The 23730-nt window shown below is 52.2% G+C and carries 18 protein-coding genes, 1 tRNA gene and 1 pseudogene; 15 read left to right on the top strand and 5 right to left on the bottom strand.

The annotated features are described in order from the left end of the window. Positions 1-17 precede the first annotated feature (17 nt). The 8 genes from hisS (at position 18) to Q1Y74_RS04925 (ending at position 9266) form a co-directional block, all read left to right on the top strand. Positions 18-1382, top strand: a complete 1365-nt coding sequence (gene hisS / locus Q1Y74_RS04960; protein ID WP_300812623.1) for a histidine--tRNA ligase — start codon at positions 18-20, stop codon at positions 1380-1382. 134 nt (positions 1383-1516) lie between these two features. After that, positions 1517-2878 (top strand): MATE family efflux transporter, encoded by a 1362-nt coding sequence (locus tag Q1Y74_RS04955; RefSeq protein WP_300812622.1) that lies wholly within the window; start codon positions 1517-1519, stop codon positions 2876-2878. A gap of 458 nt (positions 2879-3336) precedes the next feature. Then, positions 3337-3495: a hypothetical protein gene (locus Q1Y74_RS04950; RefSeq protein ID WP_300812621.1), complete on the top strand. Its 159-nt coding sequence runs from the start codon at positions 3337-3339 to the stop codon at positions 3493-3495. 1222 nt (positions 3496-4717) lie between these two features. Next, positions 4718-4990 (top strand): co-chaperone GroES, encoded by a 273-nt coding sequence (locus tag Q1Y74_RS04945; RefSeq protein WP_021847043.1) that lies wholly within the window; start codon positions 4718-4720, stop codon positions 4988-4990. Between the two features lie 115 nt (positions 4991-5105). After that, a complete protein-coding gene (gene groL / locus Q1Y74_RS04940) occupies positions 5106-6740 on the top strand; it encodes a chaperonin GroEL (protein ID WP_022164012.1) in 1635 nt (544 codons plus the stop codon). A gap of 95 nt (positions 6741-6835) precedes the next feature. After that, positions 6836-7855, top strand: a complete 1020-nt coding sequence (locus Q1Y74_RS04935) for a low specificity L-threonine aldolase (RefSeq protein WP_300812620.1) — start codon at positions 6836-6838, stop codon at positions 7853-7855. Between the two features lie 148 nt (positions 7856-8003). Then, positions 8004-8954 carry a J domain-containing protein gene (locus Q1Y74_RS04930; RefSeq protein WP_300812619.1) on the top strand — a complete coding sequence of 317 codons (951 nt, stop codon included), beginning with the start codon at positions 8004-8006 and terminating at the stop codon, positions 8952-8954. Between the two features lie 15 nt (positions 8955-8969). Beyond that, positions 8970-9266: a chaperone modulator CbpM gene (locus tag Q1Y74_RS04925; protein WP_300812618.1), complete on the top strand. Its 297-nt coding sequence runs from the start codon at positions 8970-8972 to the stop codon at positions 9264-9266. A gap of 417 nt (positions 9267-9683) precedes the next feature. On the opposite strand, the gene Q1Y74_RS04920 is transcribed toward Q1Y74_RS04925, so the two are convergent. Then, positions 9684-11597, bottom strand: coding sequence for an AAA domain-containing protein (locus Q1Y74_RS04920; protein ID WP_300812617.1), 1914 nt, complete (start codon positions 11595-11597; stop codon positions 9684-9686). Between the two features lie 692 nt (positions 11598-12289). On the opposite strand from Q1Y74_RS04920, the gene Q1Y74_RS04915 reads away from it, so the two are divergent. The 3 genes from Q1Y74_RS04915 to Q1Y74_RS04905 all read left to right on the top strand — a co-directional run bounded on the left by Q1Y74_RS04915 (position 12290) and on the right by Q1Y74_RS04905 (position 15446). Beyond that, positions 12290-13060: a DUF1295 domain-containing protein gene (locus Q1Y74_RS04915; protein WP_300812616.1), complete on the top strand. Its 771-nt coding sequence runs from the start codon at positions 12290-12292 to the stop codon at positions 13058-13060. A 312-nt stretch (positions 13061-13372) separates the two neighbouring features. Next, on the top strand, positions 13373-14596 hold the full coding sequence (locus Q1Y74_RS04910; RefSeq protein ID WP_300812615.1) for an NADH:flavin oxidoreductase: 1224 nt from the start codon (positions 13373-13375) through the stop codon (positions 14594-14596). 4 nt (positions 14597-14600) lie between these two features. Next, on the top strand, positions 14601-15446 hold the full coding sequence (locus Q1Y74_RS04905) for an SDR family oxidoreductase (protein ID WP_300812614.1): 846 nt from the start codon (positions 14601-14603) through the stop codon (positions 15444-15446). 134 nt (positions 15447-15580) lie between these two features. On the opposite strand, the gene pfkA is transcribed toward Q1Y74_RS04905, so the two are convergent. The 4 genes from pfkA to cmk form a co-directional block, all read right to left on the bottom strand. Further along, the gene (gene pfkA / locus Q1Y74_RS04900; RefSeq protein WP_300812613.1) at positions 15581-16561 is read right to left on the bottom strand and encodes a 6-phosphofructokinase; all 981 of its coding nucleotides are present in this window, start codon (positions 16559-16561) and stop codon (positions 15581-15583) included. Between the two features lie 176 nt (positions 16562-16737). Then, on the bottom strand, positions 16738-18558 hold the full coding sequence (locus Q1Y74_RS04895) for a S41 family peptidase (RefSeq protein WP_300812612.1): 1821 nt from the start codon (positions 18556-18558) through the stop codon (positions 16738-16740). Positions 18559-18637: 79 nt separating this feature from the next. Continuing rightward, complete coding sequence (locus Q1Y74_RS04890) at positions 18638-19513, bottom strand: 4-hydroxy-3-methylbut-2-enyl diphosphate reductase (RefSeq protein WP_300812610.1); 876 nt, start codon at positions 19511-19513, stop codon at positions 18638-18640. 17 nt (positions 19514-19530) lie between these two features. Next, positions 19531-20223, bottom strand: a complete 693-nt coding sequence (cmk, locus tag Q1Y74_RS04885; protein WP_300812609.1) for a (d)CMP kinase — start codon at positions 20221-20223, stop codon at positions 19531-19533. Between the two features lie 538 nt (positions 20224-20761). On the opposite strand from cmk, the pseudogene Q1Y74_RS04880 reads away from it, so the two are divergent. From Q1Y74_RS04880 to Q1Y74_RS04865, 4 genes and pseudogenes are all read left to right on the top strand, one after another. Then, positions 20762-21428, top strand: a pseudogene (locus Q1Y74_RS04880) (energy transducer TonB). Positions 21429-21559: 131 nt separating this feature from the next. After that, positions 21560-22534, top strand: coding sequence for a polyprenyl synthetase family protein (locus Q1Y74_RS04875; RefSeq protein ID WP_300812608.1), 975 nt, complete (start codon positions 21560-21562; stop codon positions 22532-22534). Positions 22535-22561: 27 nt separating this feature from the next. Then, positions 22562-23341, top strand: coding sequence for a TatD family hydrolase (locus Q1Y74_RS04870; protein WP_300812607.1), 780 nt, complete (start codon positions 22562-22564; stop codon positions 23339-23341). A gap of 164 nt (positions 23342-23505) precedes the next feature. Next, a tRNA-Ser gene (locus Q1Y74_RS04865) sits at positions 23506-23593 on the top strand. The last annotated feature ends 137 nt before the right edge of the window (positions 23594-23730 follow it).

Genomic DNA, 23730 nt, shown 5'->3' with positions numbered 1-23730 from the left:
ATGTAACCGATACGAATATGGCAGCAAAACCTTGTATTCCGAAAGGAACCCGTGACTTTTCGCCTGTAGAGATGGCGAAGCGCAACTATATATTCAACACCATTCGCGAGGTTTATCACCTCTATGGCTTCCAGCAGATAGAGACACCCGCCATGGAAATGCTTTCTACGCTGATGGGCAAGTATGGCGAGGAGGGCGACAAGCTCTTGTTCAAGATACAGAACTCGGGCGACTACTTTTCAGGCCTGACGGACGAGGAATTGCTGAGCCGCAATGCAGCCCGCCTGGCCTGCAAGTTCTGCGAGAAAGGCTTGCGCTATGACTTGACCGTACCTTTTGCGCGCTATGTGGTGATGCACCGCGACGAACTGACCTTCCCCTTCAAGCGCTATCAGATTCAGCCCGTCTGGCGTGCCGACCGTCCGCAGAAGGGACGCTACCGCGAGTTCTACCAGTGCGACGCCGACGTGGTGGGCAGCGATTCGCTGCTGAACGAGGTGGAACTGATGCAGATTGTCGACACCGTTTTCAGCCGTTTCGGCATCCGCGTGTGCATCAAGATTAACAACCGCAAGATTCTCTCAGGCATTGCCGAAATCATCGGCGAGGCGGACAAGATTGTGGACATCACCGTAGCCATCGACAAGTTGGACAAGATAGGGCTGGACAATGTGAACGCCGAACTGCGCGAGAAGGGCATCGGCGACGAGGCCATCGCCAAACTGCAGCCCATCATCCTGCTGAGCGGTTCGAACGAGGAGAAGCTGGCCACGCTGAAGGAAGTGCTGGCCGCCAGCGAGACAGGACTGAAGGGTGTGGAGGAGAGCGAGTTCATCCTCTCCACGCTGAAGGCGCTTGGCCTGAAGAACGAGATTGAACTGGACCTCACCCTGGCACGTGGCCTGAACTACTACACGGGCGCCATCTTCGAGGTGAAGGCTTTGGACGTGCAGATAGGCAGCATCACAGGCGGCGGACGCTATGACAACCTGACAGGCGTATTCGGCATGGCAGGCGTCAGCGGCGTGGGCATCTCGTTTGGTGCCGACCGCATCTTCGACGTGCTCAACCAGCTGGACCTCTATCCGAAGGAGGCCGTGAACGGCACGCAGCTGCTCTTCATCAACTTCGGCGAGCGCGAGGCCGCCTTCTCCATGCAGGCGCTGGCAAAGGTGCGCGCGGCAGGCATTCGTGCCGAAATCTTCCCCGACGCCAGTAAGATGAAGAAGCAGATGGGCTATGCCAACGCCAAGGGCATTCCCTTCGTGGCGCTGGTGGGCGAGAACGAAATGAACGAAGGCAAGGTGACGCTGAAGAACATGGAGACCGGCGAACAGCGGCCGATGTCCGTAGACGAGCTGGTGGAAGCCTTACGCAAGTAAGGACCGCAGGAGAGAGCGGGCTTCGGCCTGTGTGGATAGTTGGAGGCTGAAGGTTGAAAGCTGACAAGCGGGGAGAAATGACATCCCCTCCATTTCAGCTTTCAACTTTCCGTCTTTTTTATGGACAAAACAGAATGATACAACAGGAAAGTCTGAAACGGCGGCTGGCCAAGCTGGCCGCCCCGATATTTATTGAAACATTGCTCATCATGATGCTGGGTGCGGTAGACACCGTCATGCTGAGCCGTCATTCGGACAACAGTGTGGCCGCTGTGGGGCTGGTCAACCAGATTATTACACTTACTTTTCTGGTCTTTGAAGTCATCAACCTGGGCACTTCCGTGCTCTGTTCCCAGTACCTGGGTGCCCGCTTGCACAAGAAGGTGGTGCAGGTGGTGGGAGTCTCTTTGCTGGTCAATTTTGCGGTGGGCGTCACCGTCAGCCTTTTGCTTTACGCCTGTGCCGGTCCTATCCTCCGTCTGATGGGGCTCACTTCGGAACTGATGGGCGACGGACTGGCCTACATGCGCATCGTGGGAGCCTTCGCGTTCTTTCAGGCACTTTCCCTGACACTTTCCGCTTCCTTGCGCAGCGCCAACAAGGCCATCTATCCCATGCTGGTCACCGTCGTGGTCAACATACTGAACATTGCGGGCAACTATTCGCTCATCTTCGGCCGTTTCGGGTTTCCCGAGTTGGGCGTGGAGGGTGCGGCCATTTCGACTGCCTTCAGCCGCGGCGTGGCCATGGTGCTGCTTTTCATTATTCTGTTCCGCAAGCACATCTCGCGTTTCCCGCTGGCCTATTTCCGTCCCTTCCCCTGTGTGGAACTGAAGAATCTGATGAGGATAGGTCTCCCTTCCGCCGGCGAACAGTTGTCGTATAACTTCTCGCAGGTGGTTATCACTTATTTCATCAACATGCTGGGTGTCGAGGCGCTTGCCACGCGTACGTATTGTGTCAACATCGTCATGTTCGGCTACCTGTTCAGCATCTCCATGGCGCAGGGCGGAGCCATCTGCATCGGCCATCTGATTGGCGAACGAAAACCCCGCGCGGCCTTCCTCATGGGCAAGTACGTCATGAAGCGCTCGGTGAGCATCACCGTCCTCCTTTCCGCCGTTATAGCCCTGTGCGGACACAGCATTTTGGGCTGGCTCACCTCCAACCCCGAAATCATACACTTGGGTGTCCTCATTCTGTTCATTGACATTCTGCTCGAAGTGGGCCGCCCCATCAACATCTTCGCCACTGCCGCCCTGCGCTCGGCGGGCGATGTCAACTATCCTTTCTACGTGGGGCTGGTTGTGCAGTGGAGTGTGGCAGTTGGCTTGGGTTATCTCTTCGGCATCCCTCTGGGTTGGGGCATTTGCGGCATGTGGACGGCCTTCCTGCTGGACGAAAACATTCGTGGTGCCATCTTCGTGCGCCGTTGGTACAGCATGAAGTGGGCAGGCAAGAGCTTTGTCAAAGTTGCTGCTTCTGTCGGCAAGTAGACAGTTTATACTTAACTCAAGTTTCGGGTTCGATATTTTGTTAGAAGGTAAGAAGTTATAGAAGTTATCACTTCGCTTTGCCCTGTTGGAAGTTAAAGCCGATAGTCTTGCAAAAGGAAAAATGGGCAGTAACAAGTCTATTGGCCTTTAACTTCTAAGCCCGCCCTGGCGGCGATAACTCCTTCTAACTCCTCTAACTCCTGCAAGTTTGACTTCGTCGATTTGCAAATCGGTAAAACTGAAACTTGAGTTTATGTGGATTGTCCTTGTCTGGTGATAGAGCCGCTGTGTTCAATGAGAAATGCGCATGGAGGTAGCTGAATAATATATTTGACATTTTTTGTTTCATTTTTGGGGAATATATATCTTCTTTTTGCGAAAAATTGCTATATTTGTAACAGCGTTGTAGGCGGATTGTAATCACCTGCTTTTACTTTTGTACAAAAAAGGAGGTATGTATGGTTTCAGTAGAATTCAAGCAAGAAAAACACAATGCCTTGATAGGCATCCTGATGATTGTCATCGCTATTTTATTCCTGCTCTATATGGGCAGCTCGATGGTACACTCCACCAAAGCTTTCTGGGAAGCAAATACGATAGAACGTCTGCTCGAATAGGGCAGGCGTTTTTTCGTGCTGAGTTCGTACTTCTTTGTTGAAATTACTCCGACATTCGGGCAAGAGAGCCTTTTGCTAAGATTCCTGATGATTCTGAGTCCTTTCGGAATCTGCAATGAATCTGTGCGATAACGGGTTTAAAATGGGATTAAAAACTATTCAAAAGAGGGCTTTGAAGTGGATAGCTAACGGCTGGGGGTACCCGTAAGCTTACGGTTCGACAAGTGGATAGTTAATGGCTGCAAACCCGCTCTGTCAGCAGGAATAGAGACTGTGAACTACCTATAAGTAGTTATCCAATTACCTATAAGTAATTGCCCAACTACTTATAGGTAGTTTGTTGATTACTTATAGGTAGTTGGAATTTGGGTTCCGTCCCAAAGGCGTGCGAAGAAAGGCAAGAAGAATCTTTCGGCCGCAGATGATATGAATGCCATTGTTTCCAGTGGACTTCGTCTGTAAAGTCAGGCCGCCCGTATAAGACAGAAATACAAATGTATGCTTCTGCGGCTGAAAATGTGCACGCATGGTTCGGACAGCTCCGAATCAGTGAGATGCTTGTACGGCCCGTCTACCATGCTTGTGTCGTTTGCGGTCAATGCTTGCACGGCTCGCGCTCCGTACTTGCATGGCTCGGCAGCGTTGCAAGCCTCTCCGTACGGTCGATGAAACATACTCTTGGGGCCGGAAGAGGGGTGAAAGCAGGCCTTGTCTTCCTTTGGCTTTATTTTTCCAGAAACATCCTTCACGGGTTCACATGCAATCTCCGATGCTGACATACAGGTAGATGATGTGAATCTTCATGTCTCACCGCTTTACAGGGAGGGACACACACAACGTAAGCGCGGTTGCACCTGTCGGGTGACAGATGCCTTGAAACGGATGATTCACCGAAACCGATTGGCTGTTAGCAGATTGCGGCCTTGTGAAGGCGTGAAGCCATTTGGAGCCGGACAGGTGAAACGGACAACAGTGAAGGGGTGAAACGGGGCATGGGTATCGGTGGTTATCCCCCCCTTAGTCTGCACATTCTTCAGGCGGGCAGTTGGTGCCTTTCCCGTTTCTGCAAGCATCCTGTCATACACATCACGCCATTTTGTCAGTCATGTCCTGCCAAAGCCGCCGACTTCTGTTTTGGCACGCTTTTCGTATATCCTTTTTCGCCTGCGCCAAGCAGGCAAAAGCAATGAAACAATGTATAACATATAAAAACAAAAGAACTATGAACATTAAACCATTGGCAGACAGAGTTCTGATACTCCCTGCACCTGCAGAAGAGAAGACAATCGGCGGTATCATCATTCCTGATACAGCAAAAGAGAAACCCCTGAAGGGTGAAGTGATTGCAGCCGGTAACGGTACGAAAGACGAAGAGATGGTACTGAAAGCTGGTGACCATGTACTCTACGGCAAATACGCAGGTACTGAAATCGAACTCGACGGTACTAAATATCTGATCATGCGTCAGAGCGACGTACTCGCTGTACTGGGATAAACTGATTTGAGGGACAAGGGAACAAGGTTTCAGACTACGAGAAGTTTCTTCCCCGTTAACTTGTAGACTTGTCTACTCACCAACTGAACAATTAACTTTTAAAATTTAGATTATTATGGCAAAAGAGATATTATTCAACATTGATGCCCGCGACCAATTGAAGAAGGGTATTGACACACTGGCTAACGCTGTTAAGGTAACACTGGGCCCGAAAGGACGTAACGTCATCATCGAAAAGAAGTTCGGTGCTCCCCACATCACAAAGGATGGTGTGACTGTAGCGAAGGAAGTCGAACTGGCTGACGCTTACCAGAACACCGGTGCACAGCTGGTAAAGGAAGTCGCTTCGAAGACCGGCGACGACGCAGGTGACGGTACGACAACCGCTACCGTACTGGCTCAGGCCATTGTAGCCGAAGGCTTGAAGAACGTTACTGCCGGTGCAAGCCCGATGGACATCAAGCGCGGTATCGACAAGGCCGTTGCCAAGGTGGTTGAATCCATTAAGGCTCAGTCGGAAATGGTTGGCGACAACTACGACAAGATTGAACAGGTAGGTACCGTATCTGCCAACAACGACCCCGTCATCGGTAAACTGATTGCAGATGCCATGCGTAAGGTTTCCAAGGACGGTGTCATCACCATCGAAGAGGCTAAGGGTACGGACACAACCATCGGCGTGGTAGAAGGTATGCAGTTCGACCGTGGCTACTTGTCGGCTTACTTCGTAACGAATACGGAAAAGATGGAATGTGAGATGGAGAAACCTTACATCCTGATTTACGATAAGAAGATTTCGAACCTGAAAGACTTCCTGCCTATTCTGGAACCTGCCGTACAGACTGGCCGTCCTCTGTTGGTCATCGCCGAAGATGTTGACAGCGAGGCTTTGACTACCTTGGTAGTGAACCGTCTGCGTAGCCAGCTGAAGATTTGCGCCGTGAAGGCTCCGGGCTTTGGCGACCGTCGTAAGGAAATGCTGGAAGACATCGCCGTACTGACCGGTGGTGTAGTCATCAGCGAAGAAAAGGGCTTGAAACTGGAACAGGCTACCATCGAGATGTTGGGTACTGCCGAGAAGGTTACCATCACGAAGGACAATACGACCATCGTAAACGGTGCCGGCGACAAGGAAAACATCAAGGAACGTTGCGAACAGATCAAGGCTCAGATTGCCGCTACGAAGAGCGACTACGACCGTGAGAAGTTGCAGGAACGTCTGGCCAAGTTGTCAGGTGGTGTGGCTGTACTCTACGTAGGTGCTGCTTCCGAAGTTGAGATGAAGGAAAAGAAAGACCGTGTAGACGATGCACTGCGTGCCACACGTGCTGCTATCGAAGAAGGTATCGTGCCGGGTGGTGGCGTAGCTTACATCCGTGCATTGGAATCGCTGGAAGGTCTGGAAGGCGACAATGCCGACGAAACAACCGGTATCCACATCATCAAGCGTGCCATCGAAGAGCCGCTCCGTCAGATCTGTGCCAACGCTGGTAAGGAAGGCGCTGTAGTTGTTCAGAAGGTTCGTGAAGGTAAGGGTGACTTCGGTTACAACGCACGTACTGATGTTTACGAGAACTTGCATGCCGCAGGTGTAGTCGACCCGGCTAAGGTTACCCGTGTAGCTTTGGAGAACGCCGCTTCTATTGCCGGTATGTTCCTGACTACCGAATGTGTAATCGTTGAGAAGAAGGAAGACAAACCCGAAATGCCGATGAACGCCGGTATGGGTGGCATGGGCGGCATGATGTAATCAGCCGATTTCCCCTGATTAATTAGTATAAAAGCAGCCGCGGTGTCTTGCCTTGTGAAGATGCCGCGGCTTTTTTAATGATGAAGCATAAGAATATGAGAAGTTTTGCATCAGACAACAATTCCGGTGTGCATCCGTTGGTGATGGATGCACTGAACCGTGCCAATAGCGATCATGCGGTAGGTTATGGCGATGATCCCTGGACGGAAGAAGCCGTGGAAAAGATACGTGAAGCCTTTACACCCGATTGCGAACCTTTGTTCGTCTTTAACGGAACAGGCAGCAACTCCGTGGCCCTGCAACTGTGTACACGTCCCTATAACCTGATACTTTGTGCCGAGACCGCCCACATCTACGTGGACGAGTGTGGCGCTCCCGCCTGTATGACGGGATGCCAGATCAGACCCATAGCGACTCATGACGGGAAACTGACTCCTGAACTTTTGCGCCCTTACCTGTGTCACTTCGGCGAGCAGCATCATTCCCAGCCGGGAGCCATATACCTTTCGCAGTGTACGGAGCTGGGTACGATATACAAACCGGACGAACTGCGTGCCATCACGGAACTGGCACACGCACACGGAATGTATGTGCACATGGACGGTGCGCGCCTGGCCAATGCCTGTGCGGCTCTTGGGCTGACGTTTAAGGAACTGACGGCGGACTGTGGTATAGACGTATTGAGTTTCGGAGGTACCAAGAACGGGCTGATGATAGGTGAAAGTGTGATTGTATTTCATCCGGATTTGAAGAAAGAGGCTCGCTTTGTCAGGAAACAGTCGGCACAACTGGCTTCGAAGCTGCGTTATCTGTCTTGCCAGTTTACGGCATATCTGACGGATGAATTGTGGCTGAAGAATGCCCGCCATGCCAATGAAATGGCTCGGAAACTGTATGAAGGGTTGAAGGACTTCCCGGCAGTGCGGTTCACGCAGAAGGTGGAGAGCAACCAGCTCTTTCTGACCATGCCCCGTCGGGTGATTGACAAATTGTTGCAGCATTATTTCTTTTATTTCTGGAATGAGGACGCCGACGAAATAAGATTGGTGACCTCTTTCGATACTACCGAGGAAGACATCGATGAACTGCTCAGGACTGTGAAGAACTGCTATTGACCACTGAGGCTTTGCAAAGGTTTAGAGGTTGTTTGCATGTTTTAAAAGTCTGCCGGGCGCTCCGATGTGTTATTTCTTTTAATGGACAACCGTTTCTTTCCCCGACGGGAAGGGGCGGGACAGTTTGGAACATAAATTTATACAGAATATGGCATATATTGATTATTACCAAGTCCTGGGGGTGGACAAGAAGGCTTCGCAGGATGATATCAAGAAGGCGTTCAGGAAACTGGCGCGCAAGTATCATCCCGACTTGAATCCCAATGACCCCACAGCCAAGGACAAGTTTCAGGCCATCAACGAGGCCAACGAGGTTCTTAGCGATCCGGAAAAGAGAAAGAAGTATGACGAGTACGGAGAGCATTGGAAACATGCCGACGAGTTCGAGGCACAGAAGCGTGCCCGTCAGCAGGCCGGCGGAGCCGGGTTTGGCGGTTTCGGGCAAGGTGGCTTTGGTACGGACGGCAACGGCACCTACTGGTATTCATCGGACGGACAGGAGTTCACGGGCAGCAATGCCGGAGGCTTCTCCGACTTCTTCGAGCAGATGTTCGGCCATCGCGGCCGGGGCGAAGGCTCGCGTGCGGGTTTCCGCGGACAGGACTTGAGCGCCGAGCTGACTCTCTCGCTGCGCGAGGCGGCACAGACCCACAAGCAGATACTGACCATCGGCGGCAAACAGGTGCGCATCACCATCCCTGCGGGCGTAGCCAACGGACAGGTCATCAAGCTGAAGGGCTACGGAGCCGAGGGCATGAACGGAGGGCCTGCGGGCGACCTTTACATCACATTTGTCATCCCCGACGACCCTGTGTTCAAGCGCTTGGGCGACGACCTCTACGTAGATGTCAGCACTGACCTCTATACGGCTCTGCTGGGGGGTGAGCAGTTGGTAAATACTTTGGACGGACAGGTGAAACTGAAAGTGAAACCGGGTACGCAGAACGGTACCAAGGTGCGCCTCAAGGGGAAAGGATTCCCTGTCTATAAGAAAGAGGGCGAGGCCGGCGACCTGATAGTGACCTACCAGGTACAGTTGCCTACCAACCTGACGGAACAGCAGAAGGAGATGTTCCGCAAAATTCAAAGTATGAACTAATAAAACGGAACGATTATGCAGAACGAATTGATTATTGTCAGCGATTATTGTGACAAATGCCACATCGAGTCTTCGTTTATCGACCTTCTGCAGGAGAACGGGCTGATAGACATCTGTTTTGATGAGGGAAAGCCCTGCCTGTCTTTCTCCCAGCTGCCCGACGTGGAACGATACAGCCGCATGTACTACGACCTTTCCATCAACATGGAAGGCATTGATGCCATCCATCACCTGCTGGAGCGCATGGACCGGATGCAGAAAGAGATAGCCACCCTGCGCGGACGGCTGAAGATGTACGGCGACTTGCTCTGAGCGGGTGTGGCCGGATGCCGCACTTCTTCATCAACCTTAAGCGGGAACGCGGACTTTCGCAGACCGTACGGAGCCCTGGTGGCTTTGCGCGGCTTGCAGAAGTCCGCGTTTCTTGTTTCCGGAAGGATGCTGTTCGTATAGGCTGATAAAGTTTCTTTCGGCCGGCTTCAGCCCAATGTCTTGGATGCAGGCTGTTCATGGGCAAACGGTCAAACGGAGAGACGGGTTGCTACCGTAACCGCAAAACGGTTTGCTGACATTCGGGACAAGGGTGCAGGTCGTACTTCTGCAAGCAAAAGCATTGTTTCTGCCCGCTCGAACGAAGACCTGTGCGGTGCCCTTTCATGGGGCCTGTCTGTGAGGAGCCGGATAATCCTGAGGCACTACGCAGTGCTTTGTGTCCTCCGTGGCGCAAGCTCATAGGCTGTCGTTCTTGATGTGCTCCAGCAGTTTCCTGTAAAAGGCATGCCGGCTCAGTGTGGCGGCTTCGCCCAGAATGACCAGCTTCATGCGGGCACGGGTCATGGCCACGTTCATGCGGCGCAGGTCGGAGAGGAAACCTATCTGCCCCTCGTCGTTGGCACGGACGAGGCTGATGAAGATGACGTCGCGTTCCTGCCCCTGGAAACCGTCCACGGTGTTGACACTCAGCAGGTCGCGGTAGGGACGGAAGACGGCACTGCCGCGCAGTTTGCCGCGCAGGTATTGCACCTGTGCCTTGTAGGGCGATATGATGCCGAAGTCGATGCGCTCGTCCAGGATGCGCTGTCCGCCTATGCGGCCGATGTACTTCTCCAGTTCGCTGAGCAGCAGGTCGGCTTCCTGGCGGTTGATGCGCCCGAAGCTCTCGCCCACGAACTCTTCCTTGAAGTCCATGCCGGTGGTGTCAATCCACGAGATGGGTGTGTCCCAGTCGAGGATGCTGCGGTGGCGTACGCTGGGGTCGGCCTGCAGCTGGCCGTCGTAGAACCAGTCGGACGAGAAGCGCATGATGGCCTCGTTCATGCGGTATTGCGTGGTGAGCAGGGAGACCGTGTCGGGCTTGCGGGCCACGACGGTTTCCATCAGCGTGCGCTCCAGTCCGCCGCGTGCCGCTTCGTAGCACTTGATGGTGGGCGGCAGCTGCTGGTGGTCGCCCGCCAGAATGACGCGGTCGGCCTTGCGGATGGCTATCCAGCAGGCGGCTTCGAGCGCCTGTGCCGCCTCGTCGATGAAGAGGGTTCCGAAGCGGCGGCCCGACAGCAAGCGGTGGTTGCTGCTGACCAGTGTGGAGGCAATGACGTGGGCCGATTCGAAGAGGTCGGCATTAATCTGTATCTCCAGCGCCGTGGCGCGGTCGCGCAGGCGGGAGATGCGGCTGCGCACGCCTTCGCGCTCCTCGTAGGTGCCGCGGCGGGCCTTGCCGTGCAGCTGGCGCAGTTCCTTGCGGATGCTCCACAGTTCGGGGTACGCAGGGTGGGACTCGAAGCGGCGCTCGTAGGTGAAGGACAGCATCTTGTCGTTGACCCGTGTGGGGTTGCCTATGCGCAGCACGTTGACGCCGCGGTCAACGAGCTTCTCCGAAATCCAGTCCACCGCCGTGTTGCTCTGTGCGCACACCAGCACCTGCGGTTCGCGGTGCAGCGTTTCGTAGATGGCCTCGACCAGTGTGGTGGTCTTGCCCGTGCCGGGAGGGCCGTGTACGATGGCCACGTCGCGGGTACACAATACCTTGTTGACGGCCGACTCCTGCGTGCGGTTCAGCCAGGGGAAGCGGACGGGGTAGAGTTCGCGGAAGCCGGGCTTCAGGGTGCCCAGCAGCGTGTCGCGAAGTTCGGCAGTACGGTTGCCTTTGGCCCGGAGGACATCGGCCAGTGCCTCGAACATGGTGCGGTAGCTGGTTTCGTCGAAGTAGAGCTGTACGCCCAGGCGGTCGGCCCCCTGCACGTCGAGGATGGCGCCTGCGCCGGGCATCACGACCACCATGCGCGTGTCGTCGGCATAGCTGACGGTGGCCTGGAAGTTGAAATAGCTGAGGCTGCCGTCCGCCGTCTGGCGGAAGAAGCAGACGGGGCGTCCGTACTCGAACGAGTGTTCGATGTCGGTGTCTTCGGTGCGCGTCACCTCCAGCACCAGCTGGTTCAGCGAGTTGTAGTAGCTGCGTCCGGCCGTGGCGGGAAACCAGCACAGGCCGCGCTTCACCTTGCGCGCCACGCCCATGGTTTCGGTCTGGCGGCGGAACTCCTCCTTCTCGTATTCGTACTCCATGCGCAGCAACAGTTGCTGGTGCTGGAGGTGGAGGCTGGGGCTGTTGGTCTCTTTTTCCTGTTTCATGGGGGCAAAGGTAGTCATTCTTTTTGAATATCCGCCAACGCTTTCCTGCGGATGTCAAAGTGTCATTTTGTATTTTCTGTCGGCCGAGAATCGGTTATTTCGGTCCGAGGGAGAGGATGGACGATTTTTTGCGGACGGATTTCTGTATCTGTCTGACAGATAACGATATATCGGAATGTTTACAAGTGAAATAGGCGGGAAGGGGAATTTCGGGGAGCGGAAAAGGGGCTTTCTGCCTCCTGTGTCCGTGTCTTCTGCTCACCGTGCAAGCGTCGTGGGCGGGCGGAACAAGCTGTTTGCGTCTGCCGTGCAAGTGTGGTTGACGGACGATGCAAGCGTGGCAGGCAGGACTGGCGGGTCTCCTTTTGCATGGATATGCGTAATTTCCCCGTTTTGTTGTATTGATATGTGCGGTTTATGCGTTTTACAGATGTCTTTCCCTTCTGGTTTTCCTGATTCTGCTGACAGTCATTGTCAGCAGAAGATGCCTCTACGGCTCTTTTTTGATACGAAACGGGCCGCAAATCTGACTATTTGTCAAATTGCGTGGCGGTGGCCTGGGCGCTCTTGGATGTGAGGCATTCTGTCTGATAATTCCCTTCCGATACTCCGTTTTTTCCCGATTGCGGCAAGACGGCAACGAATTCATATAAAAACTTATTCCCTTCTTTGAGTTTTCATTATCTTTGCGGTCAATAAATGTGAGGATTATGGAATTGGAGAAGTTTCACTGGTTTCTGATTGTAATGAGTGTCGTAGCCCTGTTCGTGTTTGTGGCGCTCTATTTTGTGAAAGCCGGGTATGGCATGTTCCGCACTTCGTCGTGGGGGCTGTCCATCAACAACAGGCTGGCCTGGATGCTGATGGAGGCGCCTGTGTTTGTAGTGATGTTCTGGCTGTGGGGGCACAGCGGCGTAGGACTTTCCATACCGGTGTATGTGTTTTTCCTGCTGTTTCAGCTCCACTACTTCCAGCGTTCGTTTGTCTTTCCGTTTCTGATGAAAGGAAAGAGCCGCATGCCGCTGGCCATTGTGGCCATGGGCGTGGTATTCAACGTGTTGAACGGACTGATGCAGGGCGGTGGATTGTTTTACTTTGCGCCCGACGGACTTTACGAAGGCGGGTGGAGTTACTTTGAGCAGCCTCATGCCGTGGCGGGTCTGCTTCTGTTTGCGGCGGGTATGGGCATCAACCTGCATTCCGACCATGTCATCCGTCACCTGCGCCGTCCGGGCGATACGAAGCATTATTTGCCTGTCGGCGGCCTGTACCGCTATGTCACTTCGGCCAACTACTTTGGCGAACTGGTGGAATGGGCCGGATTTGCCGTGCTCACCGCCTCGCCGGCTGCCTGGGTGTTTGTGTGGTGGACGTTTGCCAACCTGGTGCCCCGTGCCGATGCCATTCACAAGCGTTATCGCGAGGAGTTTGGTGACGAGGCGGTCGGAAAGAGGAAAAGGGTGATACCTTTTATATATTAACTCAACTTTCGCAAGTGCGAAACTTAAATTGAATAAGTTACTCAAGTTTCGCAGATGCGAAACTTGCAGGAGTTAAAGGAGTTAGAAGAAGTTACCGCCCACTAAGGTGGGCTTAGGAGTTAAAAGCCAATAGATAAGATAATGAAGAATGAAGAACGAAGAATGAAGAATTTCTACGGCTCATTAACCATTCATCATTAACCGTTCATAAAGGGTATTGGCTTAACTCCTTAACTTCTTGACCCGCTTAACTACAGCCCGTTAGTAGACTTGCGAAACTTAAATATCTGATTCTTAAAGAAGCATAGATATATGAACTCAAAACTGTTTACCCCTGTAACCATAGGGCCGCTCACACTGCGCAACCGCACCATCCGTTCGGCGGCCTTCGAGAGCATGTGTCCGGGCAACGAGCCTTCGGAGCAACTGCTCGACTATCACCGTTCCGTAGCTGCCGGCGGTGTGGGCATGACGACGGTGGCCTATGCTGCCGTCACCCGCAGCGGCCTTTCCTTCGACCGCCAGTTGTGGATGCGTGCCGAGATTATACCTGGGCTGCGCCGCCTGACCGATGCCGTTCATGCCGAAGGCGCTGCGGCCAGCATCCAGCTGGGTCACTGCGGCAACATGTCGCACAAAAGCATTTGCGGCTGTACGCCCGTGGGAGCCAGCAGCGGATTCAATCTCTATTCGCCCACCTTTGTGCGCGGCCTGCGTGCCGACGAACTGCCCGAAATGGCCCGGGCCTACGGGAATGCGGTTCATCTGGCGCGTGAGTCGGGCTTTGATGCGGTGGAGATTCATGCCGGGCACGGCTACCTCATCAGCCAGTTCCTTTCGCCTTCCACCAATCACCGCAAGGATGAATTCGGCGGTTCGCTGGAGAACCGTATGCGCTTTATGGACATGGTGATGGACGAAGTGATGAAGGCGGCCGGCAGCGACATGGCCGTGCTGGTGAAGATGAACATGCGCGACGGCTTCCGCGGAGGCATGGAGCTGGACGAGTCGCTGCAGGTGGCACGGAGGTTGCAGCAGAGCGGTGCCCATGCGCTGGTGCTGAGCGGCGGTTTCGTCAGCAAGGCACCCATGTACGTGATGCGCGGCGAGATGCCCATCCGCACCATGACCCACTACATGGACTGCTGGTGGCTGAAGTATGGCGTGCGCATGGTGGGCAAATGGATGATACCCACGGTGCCCTTCAAGGAGGCCTATTTCCTGGAAGACGCGCTGAAGTTCCGCAAGGAACTCACCATGCCCCTGGTCTACGTGGGCGGACTGGTGGCGCGGCAGAAGATTGACGAGGTGCTGGACTGCGGCTTCGAGGCCGTGCAGATGGGCCGCGCGCTGCTCAACGAGCCGGGCTTTGTGAACCGCATGAAGGCCGAGGAAAACGCCCGCTGTTCGTGCCGGCACAGCAATTACTGCATAGCCCGCATGTACAGCATCGACATGGCATGCCATCAACGCCTGCAAGAGGAGTTGCCGCCCTGTCTGAAAAAGGAAATTGAACGCATCGAAAGCAGAGGATAGGAGTATGGAGAAGAAACTTGCCGTAATAACGGGGGCCGACGGTGGCATGGGTACCGAGATAACCCGTGCCGTGGCCCGTGCGGGCTATCGGGTAGTGATGGCCTGTTATAATCCGGAAAAAGCCGAGGTGAGGCGCAGGCTGCTGGTGGAGGAGACGGGCAATGCCGACATTGAGGTGCGGGGCATTGACCTGGCTTCGCTGGAGTCGGTAGCCGCTTTTGCCAACCGCCTGCTGGAGCAGGGAGAACCGCTGGCCTTGCTGATGAACAACGCCGGAACAATGGAGACGGGCCTGCACATCACGGACGACGGACTGGAACGCACGGTCAGCGTCAACTACGTGGGGCCTTATCTGCTGACGCGGAAGTTGCTGCCGCTGATGGGCGAGGGGAGCAGGGTTGTCAATATGGTGTCGTGTACGTATGCCATTGGCAAGCTCGATTTTCCCGATTTCTTCCTGCGGGGCAAGAAAGGAGCCTTCTGGCGCATTCCCATCTACAGCAATACCAAACTGGCATTGACGCTGTTCACCATCGACCTGGCACGCCGTGTTAAGGACCGTGGCATCGTGGTCAACGCGGCCGATCCGGGCATTGTTTCGACCGATATTATTACAATGCACATGTGGTTCGACCCGCTGACGGATATTCTGTTCCGTCCTTTCATCCGTACACCCCGCAAGGGAGCGGCTACGGCCATCAGTCTGTTGCTGGATGAGGAAGCCGGGCGGCGTTCAGGAACACTGAATGTGAGTTGTCGTCCGAAACATCTGTCAGAGAAATACTTGCACCACTGGCAGATGGGGGAACTTTGGAACCGGACGGAGATTGTGGTGGAGAAATGGCTTTGAGAACGGTTGGCGGAGAAATGCACGTTTTCTTTCCAATAATAAAAGGTATGCCGTACATCCTGTTTAAAGATGCTTTCGGCATACCTTTATTATATATATGTTTCCGATGCGGCTTTCCGCATTCTTTGTTTCTCTTAGATAGAAAGCTCGCGTAAGACGTTGACCAGTTCCTTCTTGATGGGCTTGTCGTTCTTGATGGCTTTGGTGAAGGGGACGTAAACCACTTCATCGTGTTCAATGCCTATCATTACGTTGCGTTGTCCCTCCATGATGGCATCAATGGCTGCTGCGCCCAGACGGCTGGCCAGGATACGGTCGTGGGCCGTGGGGCTACCACCGCGTTGCAGGTGTCCGAGAATGGTGACGCGCACGTCGTATTGCGGATATTCGTTCTTCACACGTTCGGCATAGTGCATGGCGCCGCCCGTCAGTTCGCTTTCGGCTACCAGCACGATACTGCTGTTTTTCGATTTGCGGAAACCGTTCTTGATGAATTCTTCCAACTGGTCTACTTCGGTGCTGAATTCCGGAATGATGGCTGCTTCCGCACCCGATGCGATGGCGCCGTTCAGTGCCAGGAAACCGGCATCGCGTCCCATGACCTCGACGAAGAACAGACGTTCGTGTGAAGTGGCCGTGTCGCGTATCTTGTCCACGGCATCCAGAATGGTATTCAAGGCTGTGTCATATCCGATGGTGGTGTCCGTTCCGTAAAGGTCGTTGTCAATGGTGCCCGGCAGTCCGATGCAGGGTACGTCGAATTCCTGGGCAAAGATGCGTGCTCCCGTCAGCGAACCGTCTCCACCGATTACCACCAGTGCGTCGATGCCTTCCTTCTTCATGTTGTCGTAGGCCAATTGCCGCCCTTCGGGGGTGGTGAATTCCTTGCAACGTGCTGTTTTCAGGATGGTGCCTCCCAATTGGATAATGTTGCTTACGTTTTGGCTTTTGAATTCTTTGATTTCACCGGTCACTAATCCCTTATAACCTCTATATATACCTTTTACTTGGAGTCCGTTGTAGATGGCTGCGCGTGTTACCGCGCGGATGGCTGCGTTCATACCCGGAGCATCTCCTCCAGAGGTCAGGATTCCTATGCACTTCACTGTTCCCATAGCAATGCTTGTTTTTAGTGTTAATAATTGCCGCAAATATAGCGAAAGGTGAGCGGAGCGGCAAGCAAAAACGAAGTTTTTAGTTTGACTGTTTCTGTTTGCCTGCCATGCAGTCCGAAGAAGGAAAACCGCCGATGGACTTTGGGTGGAAAAGGGGCGTGCTTGCGGAAGCCTGGTCAGTGTTGAGTGTCTGCAATGCCGGTAGCAGTGTGCAGAACTCTGTCGTAATTGGTCATATAGTCATTGGCATAGGCAGGAATAATCCTGTCGGGTACAATGCCTTGGGCGTGGTGCTGTCTGCCATCCATGTCGTGCATGCGCATTCCGGTCATGAAAAACGGGAACAGGGGCAGGGCAAATTGGGTCATGTCGCCTGTGGTGCCGGCCGTTGTTTGTCCGATAATCTCGCCCAATCCGTAATGGCGGACCATCATGAGAATCGTCTCACCCCAGCTGACGGTACCTGCATCGCACAAGAAGGTAGCCGGTAGGGGGACATGGGGTGCTTTGGCCTTTAGGGTTTCAGCGGTGACTCGCCACGACACCTCCTGCTGGAATGGGAAGCAGTTAATCGGGACCTCTGTTGCCGGAGCTGTAACATCGGAAGAAATCAGGTGGGCCAGAATGTCTTCGAATTGATACGAAGGAAGACCGCGCAAGTCGAAACAAAGCCCCTTGATATCGGGCGTCAGTGCCGACAGGAAGCGCTTCTCGTTCAGCGCGGGTGACGTAGCGTCGATGTACAGGATTCCGTTATCGCATTTCCGGACAGGCTGCCCTTCATGCCTGGATACCGGTAAATCAGGATTTCGGGTATAGAGCGTATCTTTATACACCTGTCCCGAAAGGTCGCTGCTTTCGATAACAAATGGGGGGTCGTATGCGGGGGATGAGAATAGTTTGTCGGCAGCCATTTGGTCACGGTGGGCTTCTGTGGCGGCATTCGTTGTCTTCCTGCAATTTTGCAGGCATGCGGAGGCGGGTTGGCCATTGATGGTGTGAAGCATGCGCCAGGAGTGTTGGCCGTCGGCGCTCCGACGTATGAGCAAGGTGTCGTTCACGAACTTGGTCTCAACTTCTGCGTAGTATTCGGGCAGATAGGTCGTCTTGATGTTGGAGATGTTCATGTCTCTCCGCACGAAGAGATGTCCGTCCCTTATCGGATTGAGAAAACGGTTGATTATGTCGTACCATTCGAGAAGGGCTTCCATAGAGTCTACCTTCCCCATCTGAATGGCTTCTTCCAGACAGACCTCCAGCTGGTGGTCCCAATCGAGTGGCTCCTCATCGTAGTAGGGATAGAAGTGGCGAACAATGTTCCAGCGGACAGTCAAGTCGGCTATCCGTACTGCCCTGTCTGACAGCAGTCCGAAAATGAAACGGCGGGTGGGGGACAAGGCCTTGTCGTCGCTTCGGTGTTGTTTCCAATAGTCCTTGGCGTCGGCCAGCAACCGGCGCGTAGCCTTGCTGTCAAACATTTCTTTGGGCAGTGCATGTTGGATATTCAGGTGTTTCCCGTTACCTGCGGGGTAATTGTAATATCGGTAGGGAACCGACACTGCGGTTGAATCCCGGTGGTCGGTAACGACAGCAAGCCTCTTGTAATAAGGAATATAGTTGGCAAGTCCGGGCATCAGCAACTTGGCAAGGAAAGGAACGTTCAGCTTCCCCGACCCGCTGTAATTGTAATAGCAGGCAGGATTGTCCGTTGCTATGGTGCAGCTTTCTCTCCGAGGGATGGGAGAATGCGAGATTGACAGCGTGGGGGCCAGCGGTCGGAATGCCGCTTCAAACGGTTGTGTTTCTGTTCTGCTTGCAAGCAACGCGCACACTTTCATCCAATCGCTTTCCGACCAGTCCTGTGTGTAAGGATTGGGGGAGAAATAGCGGACGATGCCATAGATGCGGGCAAATTCTACATAATGAGCGGTTGGGGCCGCTATCGCATGGTGTACGTATGCGCTTAGGCAAAGTAATGACAGAATGATTGTTTTCATCTCGTGCAAAATTGAAAGAACCTGTTGGCAGAGTTACCCCCAAGTCTTTGTTTGACTCTGCCGTCGGGCTTGAATCGGCTTATTTCTGGGCCAGCCTTTCACTAATAGCCTGGGAGATTTCCTCCATCAGCCACTTGGGAGTGGAGGTGGCGCCACATACGCCGATGGATTGCGCATGCTCCAGCAGGGTGCTGTCCAGTTCTTCGGCGCTGTCTATCAGGTGCGAGTTGGGATTCACTTTCAGACATTCGGCAAAGAGCATCTTCCCGTTGGAGCTTTTCTTTCCGCTGACGAAGAAAATCAGGTCGTGCGAAGCGGCAAATTTGCGGACATTGGGGATGCGGCTGGCTACCTGGCGGCAGATGGTGTCGTAATACTCGAAGGTAGCTCCGGGGGCAATATGTTCCTTAATGTACTCCACAATCTTCTTGAATTCGTCCAGCGACTTGGTGGTCTGGGAATAGAGGCGGATGCTGCGGCTCAAGTCCAGTTGGCGGGCTTCTTCCAGTTTCTCAATGACGATGGCTTTCCCGTCGGTCTGTCCCACCAGTCCCAGCACTTCTGCATGTCCGTTCTTGCCGTAGATGACGATTTGTTTGTCAGGGCAATCCTCAACGTTGTATTCCTGTTTGATGCGCTTTTGCAGCCGGAGTACTACGGGACAGGTGGCATCAATGATTTCAATGTTGTTCTTGCGGGCGGTGGCGTAGGTCTCGGGCGGCTCACCGTGGGCACGCAGCAACACTTTGGCGTTGTGCAGGCGGTTGAATTCCTCGTGGTTGATGGTTATCAGTCCCAGTTCCTTCAGGCGCTCCACCTCGCGGCTGTTGTGTACAATGTCGCCCAGGCAGTACAGTGTGCCGCCGTTGGCCAGCTCTTCCTCTGCCTTGTGGATGGCATTCACCACTCCGAAGCAGAAACCCGATCCTTCGTCTATTTCTACTTTTTTTGTCATATCAGTTCGGTTTTTATTTAGGCTTCTGCCGTTACTTTTGCAAACTGGTCGGCCAGCCATGCCTTCTGTTCGGCAATTGTCAGGTGGCTGTTGTCCAACAGCAGTGCATCGTCTGCCTTCCGAAGCGGGCTGACTTCACGGTGCTGGTCAATGTAGTCCCGTTGCTTCACATTCTCCAGAATCTCGTCGTAGCTGGCTTCTTCACCTTTGGCTTTCAGTTCGTCATAGCGGCGCTGGGCGCGTATCTCGGGTGAAGCGGTTACGAACACCTTCAGTTCGGCGTCGGGGAAAACGGTGGTTCCTATGTCTCTGCCGTCCATGACAATGCCTTTTTCTTTGCCCATTTCCTGCTGGCGGGCCACCAGTGCTTCGCGTACAAAGTCCAGTGCGGCAATGGGGCTGACGTGGGACGATACTTCCATGGTGCGTATGTCCTTTTCTACGTTGACTTCGTTCAGGTAGGTGTCCGGCTTGCCGGTCTCGGGATTCAGACGGAACGAGATGTGGATGTTGTTCATTTCAGCTTTTAACTTTTCCGTGTCGATGTCTCCATTGTGGAAGATTCCGTTGCGGAGGCTGTAAAGGGTCACGGCGCGATACATGGCACCACTGTCAATGTAGATATAGCCTATTTCGCGGGCCAGGTCTTTGGCCATGGTGCTCTTCCCACAGGATGAAAAACCGTCGATTGCAATTGTTATCTTTTTCATTAGGGTATGAAATGTTTGGGGTTTGACATATTGGTTGGCTTTGCTGTTTCTGCTTTTCCACCTCTTATATATTTACTTGGGCGGTTCCGAATTCTGCTTTCCTTAATTTTCCAATCCTTCCTGAATGAAAGTAAAGATTTCTTCTCCTTCCATTAACAGAGGGACAAGGAAACATCCGGCTGGTATCATTTGAAACGGACGACAATTTTATGCAAAATATTTCAGATGGCAAAAAACACAGCCAAAAAACATTTCCGATGGATTCTGTGGTGTTGCTCACCATCCTTGAATGTAAGTGAGACAGATGGTATATGCCGGTATTTTTGAACTGTTGAGCGAAAAAAACAGCTAAATGTACCGTATATTTAAAATATCTCGTTACTTTTGTGGCATGAAAGGCGTTGGTGCCCTTTTTGAAGGATTAAAAAAATGAAAATGATTGGCGGTAGTGCAAAAAAAATACAGCCAAAGGCGTACAATCACTCGAAAAGTGCTATATTTGCCCCAAATGAGAAACACTAAAATTATATGATAAATTATGGAAATTAAAAAAACACCTAAGGCAGACTTGGAGAATAAAAAGTCTACATGGCTGCTTGTCGGTTACGTAATCGTGCTTGCCTTTATGTTCGTTGCGTTCGAATGGACGAAACGCGATGTGAAGATTGATACAAGTCAGGCTGTAACCGATGTTGTATTTGAAGAGGAAATTGAAATTCCTATTACCGAACAATCCCGAGGCTCCGTCTATTGCTGAGACCTTGACGATTGTGGAGGACGATGCTGATGTAGAAGAAACTACAATTGCTTCTTCTGAGGAAACTGGCCAGGCCGTTGAAATCAAGTACGTGCCTGTTGCTGTAGAAGAGGAAGAACCGGAAGAGCAGACCATCTTTGAGGTGGTAGAACAGATGCCGGAATTCCCCGATGGCGGTATGGCCGGTCTGATGCAGTTCTTGAGCAAGAACATTAAGTATCCTACCATTGCTCAGGAAAATGGTACTCAGGGTCGTGTTACAGTACAGTTCGTGGTTAACAAGGATGGTAGTATTGTAGACGCAAAAGTATTGAGAGGTGTTGACCCCTATCTGGATAAGGAAGCTCTCCGCGTGATTGGTGCCATGCCGAAGTGGAAACCGGGTATGCAGCGTGGTAAACCGGTGCGTGTAAAGTACACTGTTCCTGTAATGTTCAGATTGCAGTAATTAATCGTTATAAAATAATGAAAAGAGGTTGCTTCGGGCAGCCTCTTTTTATTCTGTGACATGCTCGTTTGTTGTGCTCCCGGTGCGTCGCTCGCCGGAACGTTCTTTAAAACCGTCATTTGAAAATCAATATGTTTACAGTTACCGAACTTCTTGACAAAGTAAATTCACATATCTTGGGACTTCGCTTCGGACGTTCTCCCAAGGGATTGTATGAACCGGTAAAATATGTCTTATCGCTGGGTGGCAAAAGAATCCGTCCTGTCTTGATGCTGATGGCTTATAGTCTTTATAAGAATAACGTGGATGCTATCTTGAATCAGGCAACAGGCATTGAGGTTTATCATAATTATACGCTGCTGCATGACGATCTGATGGACCGTGCCGAGCGTCGCCGGGGAAAGCTGACCGTGCATAAAGTGTGGAATGACAATGTGGCTATTCTTTCAGGTGATGCCATGTTGGTGTTGGCATATCAGTATATGGCAGAGTGTCCTGCAGAACAACTGAAGGCTGTGATGGACTTGTTTAGCTTGACCGCTCTTGAGATTTGTGAAGGTCAGCAGATGGATATGGAGTTTGAACAGCGGAAGGATGTAACGGAAGAAGAGTATCTGGAGATGATTCGTTTGAAAACTTCCGTTCTGTTGGCTGCAAGTCTTAAAATCGGTGCATTGTTGGGAGGAGCTTCGCCTGAAGATGCGTCTTGCTTGTATGATTTCGGCGTTAATCTGGGGATGGCCTTTCAGCTGAAGGACGATTTGTTGGATGTGTATGGGGACGCTCGTGTTTTCGGCAAGAATATTGGAGGCGATATTGTCTGCAACAAGAAGACCTATTTGCTGATTAAGGCTTTTGAGCGGGCGGATAGGGAACAGCTGGTAGCGTTGAATAAATGGGTCGATGCTGATACTTTTCAACCGGATGAAAAAATTGGTGCTGTAACCGAACTCTACAATCAGATAGGTGTCAGAGAACTTTGCGAACGGTTGATTACGGGATATACAGAACGCGCTATGCGTTGTCTGGAGGCTTTGCAGGTAGAGGCGGATAAAAAACTCGAATTGGAGAGGCTGATGAGGTCTTTGGTACACCGTGAGTCCTGATATTGCCCGAAAAAAATTATCAGACAGATGAAGCTTGTTGATTCACATTCCCATTTGTTCTTGGAAGAATTTGCTGAAGATTTGCCGCAGGTGATGGAGCGGGCACGTGAGGCGGGGGTAACCCATGTCTTTATGCCGAATATAGACAGTACCACTGTGGCTCCGTTGTTGAAGGTCTGTGCGGATTATCCGAAATTCTGCTTTCCCATGGCGGGGCTTCATCCCACGTCGGTTGATGGGGGATACGAGCGTGAACTCCAATCGGTACGTGCTGAGCTTGAGTCGGGGAATGCTTATGTGGCTATCGGCGAAATCGGAATGGATCTGTATTGGGACAGGACATTTGTAGCCGAGCAGCAAGTCGTATTTGAGCGTCAGATTCAGTGGGCGCTTGAGTTTCGTTTGCCAGTTGTAATCCATAGCCGTGAAGCTTTTGATAACATATATAAGGTAATGCTTCCTTATCGGGATATGGGGTTGAAGGGAATTTTCCATAGCTTTACCGGTACTTTGGATGAAGCATCCAGGCTATTGGAATTTCAAGGCTTCTTTTTAGGCATTAATGGAGTTGTTACTTTTAAAAAATCCACTTTGCCGGAAGTGCTGCCTCACATTCCTTTAGACCGTCTTGTGCTTGAAACCGATTCTCCTTATTTAGCCCCCGTGCCCAATCGGGGTAAACGGAACGAAAGTGCTTTTCTGAGGAATACATTGTTGAAAGTGGCCGAGATTTATGGCGTGTCGGCTGAAGAAGCGGCTGAAATAACCTCTATAAATGCTTTAAAAGTGTTTGGAATACTCAAATAAGCTCTTTTAGGTTTTAAAGTTTATTAATTTTGAGATAATATTCGAGATAAAAGTCAGAGAATGCTGCGGAAGAACAAAAAAAAGAATACATTTGTAGCTGAAAAACGCTTGCAGTTCGCATTTTTTTTGTAATTTGCAGCCGATTTCGGATGAGGGGCAGTTTTGGAGAGATGCTCGAGTGGTTGAAGAGGCACGCCTGGAAAGCGTGTATACCCCTAAAGGGTATCCGGGGTTCGAATCCCCGTCTCTCCGCTGATTTGCTGAAAAGAACGTTAATTTGAAAAATGAACAATAAATAAATAAAGTAATTTAATTAATTAATCTTAAAAATTAGACACACAATGAAAAAGTTATTTGCAATTGTTGCTGTGATGGGAGTCTTAACATTT

It is taken from the genome of uncultured Bacteroides sp. (assembly GCF_949298305.1).
GTDB lineage: Bacteria > Bacteroidota > Bacteroidia > Bacteroidales > Bacteroidaceae > Bacteroides.
Note: the sequence above shows the minus strand (reverse complement) of the source record. Positions and strands in the feature narration are given on the sequence as shown.

Coding starts and splice junctions, on each gene's coding strand:
- Q1Y74_RS04915 (WP_300812616.1), top strand. CDS start 12,290: ATGGAATTGGAGAAGTTTCACTGGTTTCTGATTGTAATGAGTGTCGTA.
- Q1Y74_RS04950 (WP_300812621.1), top strand. CDS start 3,337: ATGGTTTCAGTAGAATTCAAGCAAGAAAAACACAATGCCTTGATAGGC.
- Q1Y74_RS04895 (WP_300812612.1), bottom strand. CDS start 18,558: ATGAAAACAATCATTCTGTCATTACTTTGCCTAAGCGCATACGTACAC.
- hisS (WP_300812623.1), top strand. CDS start 18: ATGGCAGCAAAACCTTGTATTCCGAAAGGAACCCGTGACTTTTCGCCT.
- Q1Y74_RS04890 (WP_300812610.1), bottom strand. CDS start 19,513: ATGACAAAAAAAGTAGAAATAGACGAAGGATCGGGTTTCTGCTTCGGA.
- Q1Y74_RS04925 (WP_300812618.1), top strand. CDS start 8,970: ATGCAGAACGAATTGATTATTGTCAGCGATTATTGTGACAAATGCCAC.
- Q1Y74_RS04920 (WP_300812617.1), bottom strand. CDS start 11,597: ATGACTACCTTTGCCCCCATGAAACAGGAAAAAGAGACCAACAGCCCC.
- Q1Y74_RS04905 (WP_300812614.1), top strand. CDS start 14,601: ATGGAGAAGAAACTTGCCGTAATAACGGGGGCCGACGGTGGCATGGGT.
- Q1Y74_RS04945 (WP_021847043.1), top strand. CDS start 4,718: ATGAACATTAAACCATTGGCAGACAGAGTTCTGATACTCCCTGCACCT.
- cmk (WP_300812609.1), bottom strand. CDS start 20,223: ATGAAAAAGATAACAATTGCAATCGACGGTTTTTCATCCTGTGGGAAG.
- groL (WP_022164012.1), top strand. CDS start 5,106: ATGGCAAAAGAGATATTATTCAACATTGATGCCCGCGACCAATTGAAG.
- Q1Y74_RS04935 (WP_300812620.1), top strand. CDS start 6,836: ATGAGAAGTTTTGCATCAGACAACAATTCCGGTGTGCATCCGTTGGTG.
- Q1Y74_RS04930 (WP_300812619.1), top strand. CDS start 8,004: ATGGCATATATTGATTATTACCAAGTCCTGGGGGTGGACAAGAAGGCT.
- pfkA (WP_300812613.1), bottom strand. CDS start 16,561: ATGGGAACAGTGAAGTGCATAGGAATCCTGACCTCTGGAGGAGATGCT.
- Q1Y74_RS04870 (WP_300812607.1), top strand. CDS start 22,562: ATGAAGCTTGTTGATTCACATTCCCATTTGTTCTTGGAAGAATTTGCT.
- Q1Y74_RS04955 (WP_300812622.1), top strand. CDS start 1,517: ATGATACAACAGGAAAGTCTGAAACGGCGGCTGGCCAAGCTGGCCGCC.
- Q1Y74_RS04875 (WP_300812608.1), top strand. CDS start 21,560: ATGTTTACAGTTACCGAACTTCTTGACAAAGTAAATTCACATATCTTG.
- Q1Y74_RS04910 (WP_300812615.1), top strand. CDS start 13,373: ATGAACTCAAAACTGTTTACCCCTGTAACCATAGGGCCGCTCACACTG.